The organism is Sphingobacterium sp. 40-24 (assembly GCF_001899705.1).
GTDB classification, from domain to species: Bacteria; Bacteroidota; Bacteroidia; order Sphingobacteriales; family Sphingobacteriaceae; genus Sphingobacterium; species Sphingobacterium multivorum.
On sequence record NZ_MKWH01000049.1, the window covers coordinates 1 to 7413 of the forward strand.

Annotated in this window: 6 protein-coding genes; 5 read left to right on the top strand and 1 reads right to left on the bottom strand. The window is 38.9% G+C overall.

Annotated elements, in window-relative coordinates:
- Positions 1-445 precede the first annotated feature (445 nt).
- The 3 genes from BGP15_RS18710 (at position 446) to BGP15_RS18720 (ending at position 4105) form a co-directional block, all read left to right on the top strand.
- The gene (locus BGP15_RS18710; RefSeq protein ID WP_286770466.1) at positions 446-604 is read left to right on the top strand and encodes a hypothetical protein; all 159 of its coding nucleotides are present in this window, start codon (positions 446-448) and stop codon (positions 602-604) included.
- The gene (locus BGP15_RS18715) at positions 601-2070 is read left to right on the top strand and encodes a recombinase family protein (protein ID WP_052217447.1); all 1470 of its coding nucleotides are present in this window, start codon (positions 601-603) and stop codon (positions 2068-2070) included. The genes BGP15_RS18710 and BGP15_RS18715 overlap by 4 nt, the downstream gene beginning before the upstream one ends.
- A gap of 319 nt (positions 2071-2389) precedes the next feature.
- On the top strand, positions 2390-4105 hold the full coding sequence (locus BGP15_RS18720) for a recombinase family protein (RefSeq protein ID WP_286770467.1): 1716 nt from the start codon (positions 2390-2392) through the stop codon (positions 4103-4105).
- Here the strand turns inward: BGP15_RS18720 and BGP15_RS18725 are convergent.
- Complete coding sequence (locus BGP15_RS18725) at positions 4030-4476, bottom strand: helix-turn-helix domain-containing protein (protein WP_088162609.1); 447 nt, start codon at positions 4474-4476, stop codon at positions 4030-4032. The two genes, BGP15_RS18720 and BGP15_RS18725, sit on opposite strands and share 76 nt — an antisense overlap.
- A 674-nt stretch (positions 4477-5150) precedes the next feature.
- On the opposite strand from BGP15_RS18725, the gene BGP15_RS18730 reads away from it, so the two are divergent.
- Both BGP15_RS18730 and BGP15_RS18735 read left to right on the top strand, forming a co-directional pair.
- A complete protein-coding gene (locus BGP15_RS18730) occupies positions 5151-5525 on the top strand; it encodes a hypothetical protein (protein ID WP_088162608.1) in 375 nt (124 codons plus the stop codon).
- A gap of 125 nt (positions 5526-5650) precedes the next feature.
- Positions 5651-7413, top strand: a 1763-nt coding sequence (locus BGP15_RS18735) for a TlpA family protein disulfide reductase (protein ID WP_286770468.1), incomplete at its 3' end; no start/stop codon positions are given.

Below are 7413 nucleotides of genomic sequence, written 5' to 3' on the forward strand. Positions count from 1 at the left end.
GGAGTATGCTTTGTTTCGTTTCACGAGCATAAAAGGTTAGTGTTTAGCAGCAGCAAGGTTTTGTCAAAAAAATACGACCCGCATGGGTGGAGATTATTTTGCAAACCCAAAGGGCACGACCTTGCTGTTGCGTTATGAACACTGAAATACCTTTGCTCTTGAAATGGGACAAAACCAGCATACCGGCTCTTGGATAAAAAACAATGTGGAAGCCAGTGGAAAAGGCATTGGATAATGACCCGATGCGTGTAGAAAACACGCAGCCATCGAAGCTGAATTTTACAACACTTTAGTGTTCAATCAGTAGCTTATTATTTGCTATCTCATTCGGTCGCCAATAATATATGGTCAAATACTGCCTTTAAAAGACAAAGACTACATCTTTGGGCTTTTGCTTTAAAATCATACATAATTTCAAAATCCATATTTTCTAATAGGGTTGGTTATGAGAGATAATTCACAAAAAACTAAGGTTACCGCTGAAAAACTTAAGAAAGTTCTGAAAGGTGATAAGACGGAAATGTCAAATGAAGATGCTACGAGAATGCTTCAGTTTTTAAGAAAACTAGCACGGATCGCTGTAAAAAAATATTTGGAAAGATGAGAGTAAGCAGAGAGCCCATTGCAGACATTTATGTACGTGTAAGCACAGATGAACAGGCCGATAAAGGTTACTCGCAACGTAACCAGGAAGAAATGCTACGCAAATACTGTGAAAGCCATTCCATAGAAATACGTCATGTCATATACGAAGACCATTCTGCCAAAACCTTTAATAGGCCTGAATGGAAAAAATTGATAGCTAATCTGAAGAAAAACAAGAATCGTATCGATCTTATTCTATTTACCAAATGGGACCGTTTTAGCCGTAATGCAGGCGATGCATACCAAATGATAAATCAACTCCGAGATCTCAATGTAGAACCACAGGCAATTGAGCAACCATTGGATCTATCAATACCAGAAAACAAAATGATGCTGGCATTTTACCTTGCAGCTCCAGAAGTTGAAAATGACAGGCGGGCATTAAACGTATTTTATGGTATGCGACGGGCGAAGAAAGAAGGAAGGTATATGGGGCTGGCTCCGGTTGGTTATAAGAACAAGATTGATGAGGCCGGAACTAAATACATTACACCAAAGGAACCAGATGCTTCCACCTTACGGTGGTCGTTTGAGCAATTAGCAAAAGGAACATACAACACCGAACAAATTTGGAAGAAAGCAAAGGAAAAAGGTCTAAAATGCAGCAAGAACGCTTTTTGGCAAGTAATAAGAAATCCACTTTATTGCGGAAAAATATTTATACCCACATTTAAAAATGAAGAGAGTTATTTTGTGCAAGGGCAACATGAAGCGATATTAAGTGAAGAGCTATTTGAACAAGTGCAGGACATTTTGGATGGTAGAGGTAGAAAATACCGCTTAAAGATTGAAACTCGTAATGAATTCCCACTACGAGGATTTCTGATCTGCCCAGAATGTGGAAAATTATTAACAGCAAGCCGTTCCAAAGGCAGAAACAAATATTACAATTATTATCATTGCTATAAAGGATGTTCTATGCGAATCGGTGCGGAACAATTAACTGAATTACTTGAAAATGAGCTAAGACGTTATGTACCTTCAAAAGAAGTATTAGAAGTCTACAGAGATATTTTAGTAGAGAGCTATTTAGAACAGACCAGGGACATTCAAACTTCAAAAAAACAAATTTCTGTACAACTGAAGGATTTAGAAAAGAGGGTATCGCATATCAGGGACTTGTTGGCCACTGACAAGATTGATGCTTCGGAATATCATGAGATAAAGAACCAATACAGTACGTCAATTGACCAGCTAAATAAAAAGTTTCAGGAAGTTTGTGGGCGAATACCAGATATAGACGAGCTGTTGAAAAATGACATTGCAGAATTTCTCAAGCTCGATAAGGTTTTGGAACAAAGCAGCAGTGAAGACTTCAGGGGATTTTTAAGCCTGATCTTTCCAGAAAAGTTGCTATTCGATGGGATATCGTTTTCAAAATCAAAATTCTGCACCGCTGTACAAATAGGTTATAGTTATATCTGATTATCCCAACTATAAAAATTACTGTAGAAAAAGCACCTATCAAAAATGCCCAAGTTGGGCATTTTTTTTTGGTTTATTCCGTACAGGATTGCATGAGATTTATCGCTGACAATCCTGAAAATCATTTTTAAATAAAACGGCTATTTTATACCAATATTCCTGAAAAGTAAGGGATTAGATGATATTGTTTTAGTAATTTAGTGCCAATGAAAGCCAACGAGTGCCATTAAGACAAAAGATACTGTTTAATACTTTGCAACGCAGTTTTTTTATCGGACAACTCTTAGGTCATATTATGTGCAATTTTAGATTTAAAGCGATGGGTTATATAGCAGACATTTACATACGAGTTAGTACAGACGAACAAGCTGATAAAGGTTATTCCCAAAGAAATCAGGAAGAGATGTTACGTAAATATTGTCTTAATCAGTCTATTGAGATAAGGGATGTTATTTATGAAGATCACTCAGCAAAAACATTCAATAGACCGCAATGGAAAAACCTTATCACAACGTTGAAAAAGAAAAAGAATCATGTGAACCTTATCCTTTTCACGAAATGGGATCGTTTCAGCAGAAATGCTGGTGATGCCTATCAAATGATTAACATTCTTCGCGGGTTGGGCGTAGAACCGCAGGCGATAGAACAACCACTTGATTTGTCTATCCCTGAGAATAAAATGATGCTGGCATTTTATCTTGCGGCTCCTGAAGTTGAAAATGACCGTCGTGCATTGAATGTATTTTACGGAATGCGCCGAGCGAAGAAAGAGGGTCGCTATATGGGATTAGCTCCTGTAGCATATGAAAATAAAACTTCCGAAAATGGAAAGAAATTTATTGCACCGAAAGAGCCTGACGCTTCCGTTTTAAGGTACGCATTTAAAGAAATAGCGAAAGGTATATTCAATACCGAGCAGGTGTTTAAGCAAGCGAAAGAAAAGGGATTGAAATGTAGCAAGAATGCTTTTTGGCAGGTTATACGAAATCCATTGTACTGTGGTAAAATATTCGTTCCCCAGTTCAAAGACGAAGAAAGCTGTTTCGTTGATGGGCAACACGAGGGAATCATATCTGAATCGCTCTACTATGAAGTACAGGACGTATTAGATGGACGCGGACGAAACTATCGTCCCAAGATAAAAACCATTGATGAGTTTCCGGTTAGAGGATATTTGGTTTGCCCTGAATGCAGTAAGTTATTGACTGGAAGTAAATCAAAAGGTAGAAGCCGTTACTATGCATATTATCATTGTATCGGAGGATGTACGCATCGTGTGAATGCTGAAAAAGTCAACGCGGCTATTGTAGAAGACTTAATTGAATTTCTTCCTAAAATCCAAAATAGATCTTTCTATGAAGAAACCATTTCGAAAGACTACCTAGGTGGAACACTAGAAGTACAATTAGAAAAAAAGGAGATTTTGGCAGAAATTAAAGATTATGAAGATCGATTATCTCACACGCGAGACCTGCTTGCTACTCGTCAGATTGAAGCTGAAGACTATAGAGAAATGAAATCAGTCTATAGTTCAAAGATTTCTGCTCTGGAAGCAAAGCTAAATAGAGTTAATTATGATTCAGATAACATTCAAGACCTTATAAAACAAGGAATTAACAAGATAATTGAGATAGAGAAAAATGTAATGAAAGGAGAACTTGCAGAGATATCAAAAGATATTGGTTCAATTTACCCTGAAAAAATCATTTTTTCAGAAAGCCAAGTTCGAACCGCTCGTCGAAACGATTTTATACAACATATCAACTTGATAAACAAAAAGTTATATACAAAAAAAAACGGGACAAAAGTAGATTTTTCTACTTTGTCCCGTGAAGTCGGGGTGGCAGGATTCGAACCTACCACCTCGTCGTCTCGAACGAAGCACGACGCTACCGAGCTATGCTACATGTCTTTCGATATCTCAATAGCTCGTTTAAAATACCTCCTTATAATAGCGGATCAATTTTCACCCTTCAACCTTTTCACCTCTTCTGTCAAATCAGCAACAACCTTAGTCAAATCCAAAATTGCTTGAGTCTTAGCAACGTCGTAATGAATGAGTTTTTCTAAAAGCGCTTCCAATTTATTGTCAGATTCATAAGTTATAGTTGGAAAATGATTTAAACTGTTTTGCTTAGATGTATCTTGATTATGTTGTATATAATAGATCGCTTTTTCCTCGTTAAAAGAACGAATAAATTCAACGGTTACACCCAACGCATCCGCTAATTCCTTTAAATTTGGCTCAGAAATAGTCCATGAGTTTTCAAACTCAGAAATTCGTCTTTGATCAAATTTGCTTTCGCATTTTTGCCCTAAAACCTCCTGTTTCATGCCCATGATTTCACGAATTCTTTTTAGATTTTTTCCTTCGTGTATTTTCTCCTCTTGAAATGCAATACCCATTTTTATAGATTTTAATAAGTTCGGTAATTTACCGGTATTTTACCATTTTGCGTTAAATAATTGGTTCCTTACCTTTGATATAAAGATACGATTATTTGTGGATAAAAGTAGCTTTATAAATAGTTTAAAGCCACTTTTAAAGTAAATTATTTGTCTTTAGTAGATTAAAATAATACATTTGCACCATCTCATACAGGTGGATGCACTTATGAGTCTTGTTAACGAAACGTGAGAAATTTCAAATGGAACAAGGCGATAAGTGGATCAAAACGCCCGTCAGCAATGGCGTGGCGTCCGCTTACTCGTTCCATGGGCTTCTCACGGCCTCGTTGACAGTAGGTTGGATGTCACGCCATTGCCGTTTCTATACTTACTGAAAGACTCGTTTTTATAAACAAACGAGTTATGAACAAAAAACAAAGATCAAAGAACATCATCACAGCCCCCGAGTAGCTCGGCTGGTTTGGCCAAATTAGATTTGGCTTCTCTTGCCATGGACCGCGTAACGCCAATATTATACACCTTTGTGACCCCTCATTCAAACGCGCTCTGGCTCCCAGAATAAATTAATTATTACTAATGTGAACTGAGTAACATGAGGCTCCCAATAAAAAGCTGATTTCGATCGGAGAGGGGATGCTATGTACTTTCGGTTAAAGATTACAGACTGAAAAATGAACAGGATTTTAGCGCTACAATTTGCTTTTGACTGGATGATTTATGATGTCCATAAGGTCGATTACAACCCTATAAAGGATATTGAGGCATTCTGGAATCACTATGCGCTAGAGACTGTTTCTGCTAATATTCTCCAGCTATTGAGCACGTATCTTGATGGTGGCTTAGGAGAAAATAGGCTTCTAAAAGATGAGGAAATGCAGGAATTTGCAACCGCATTGTATCGGGTGTTGATAGCTTATTGTATCGTCAATCATCGCAATATAGACCTGCGTAAAATGCAGCTGTCAGCAGAAGCTGAAGAGCGCATCGGAAAAGAGCTAGAATTGAGCAAGAAAGTCGCTGAGTTTTTCAGTAGGTTATCGAAATAACCGCCAACAAAAAAATTATGAATATCCTGAAATTTTTAGCCTTTTTAAGGGGCTATATAACCTATATATTTCAAGTACCTGTGAAGCACTACTTAAGTACAGATATAGTACTAATTACGCAAAATTTGCGTAAGAAAATTAGACAAGGAAAAACGTACTTCACAGGTACTGCGATCCTACTGAAAAAGCGCTGTACGATTGGCGTTCAAAATGAAATTAAAACAGCTGGTTCTTCGGGCAGCCTTCGGGTTTTGTTCGAGTATCCTTCGACACTGCGTCGTACCAGCGTCGACTCTTCTTCGGGAACGCTTCGACTGTTGTTCGACTGCGCTTCGACTCCTACCCGAAGCGCAGTCGAAGCCCTGCCGAAGCCGAGTCGAAGAAATGCCAAGCCTGTCTCGAATATGTCCCGAATAAGTCTCGAAGCCGAGCCGAAGGCCAGCAGACCAGGGAGTGAGGTATCACCTTCTAGGGACTTTTTTCTGACCAACTTCGCCCTGGCTTCTGTCTTTCATGCAATTGGCATCAAGTTTTCATCGGGATCTCATCGGGCCACACCGATCAAAACCCGATGCCGACCCAATGAAAACCCGATGAAATGTAAAAATTTGGCAGGAATTGATCAAAAGATGGTCGACTATAGCTTGGCACAAGAAACACACAAGCCTGACTATAGCGCGACCCTAGGTTCACCCTTGCTAAGCCCTTGTTATACACAAGGACAACTAAACGATTGCACAAGACCCACACAACAAAAGCAAGCTTTTCAGCAGGTCGGAAATGCTAGATTGACTTATGAAGTAGAATCTGAACGATCTGTTTTGAGGCTCTTTAAGTCGATCTGTAAGGCTTTTGTGTTTCGAGCTAATACTTTGTTTGGATCAATAAGTGTAGTGGTTCAGCGGGCTTTAAAATGCTTTTTGTCTGTTGCAGATTATAAGCGTGCTTATCGCATCATTTTGATATGCTTGTTTTTATGTTTAGTTTCTATGTTTAGTTTATCGGCTCAGACGCCCCGCAAGAACAGCGGGGCCAATGGGCTATCTGATCTCGTTGCACTAAAACCGGGCGATAAGATCCCGGATGCAGTATGGAACCAGTCGCTCGAACTCCAGTATTTTAACGGTCAAAAGAAAACAATCAAATTCGCTGATCTGAAAGGGAAACTGATCCTGCTGGATTTTTGGTCAACTGGCTGCCCGAGCTGCATTGAAGGAATTCCCGACATGGAATTGATCCAGCAGCGCTTTAAGGATAAGGTACAGGTTGTGATGGTCAATAGTAAGCGGAATAAGGATACCCCAGAGCGGATAAAAAAGCGATTCAAGAAATATAAAGAGGACTTTAATTACACACCGGTATTGCCGACAATACTGAATGATACCTTGTTTACATCACTTCTTCCGCATAATACGTTGCCAACGATAGGAATTATCAATTCCGAAGGTGAATTTGTCCTCAATTCATACGCAAGTTCTATCACGGAGGATATTATCAAAGATTTTTTAAAAACTGGCGTGTCAAGCCGATTTATTGAAAAATCGGAAATCAAAAATACGGCCCGGATAAACACGCAGCCTTTGGTGGATACAACGGGACTTTTATTTTGCTCGGTGATGTCGGGTTATCGAGAAAATTATCTCGGTGTGTATCCCGCAGTGTCCTATAGCGAAGGGAATTCACTGTTTCAGGTGGGGAATTACTTTCTGAATACCTGTTATCAGCTGGCTTTTCCTGATGCATTCAAAGGGGTACAATCGAGCCTTTTTGTTTTCGATGATCGTATCACTAAGGAGTTTATCGATCTGATGTACGATTTTAAAACAACAAAAGGACAGTTTTGGTATCAGCTCTACCTGCGCGATAGTATCACACAGGAGTTAGCATT

Coding starts and splice junctions, on each gene's coding strand:
- BGP15_RS18710 (WP_286770466.1), top strand. CDS start 446: ATGAGAGATAATTCACAAAAAACTAAGGTTACCGCTGAAAAACTTAAG.
- BGP15_RS18720 (WP_286770467.1), top strand. CDS start 2,390: ATGGGTTATATAGCAGACATTTACATACGAGTTAGTACAGACGAACAA.
- BGP15_RS18730 (WP_088162608.1), top strand. CDS start 5,151: ATGAACAGGATTTTAGCGCTACAATTTGCTTTTGACTGGATGATTTAT.
- BGP15_RS18725 (WP_088162609.1), bottom strand. CDS start 4,476: ATGGGTATTGCATTTCAAGAGGAGAAAATACACGAAGGAAAAAATCTA.
- BGP15_RS18715 (WP_052217447.1), top strand. CDS start 601: ATGAGAGTAAGCAGAGAGCCCATTGCAGACATTTATGTACGTGTAAGC.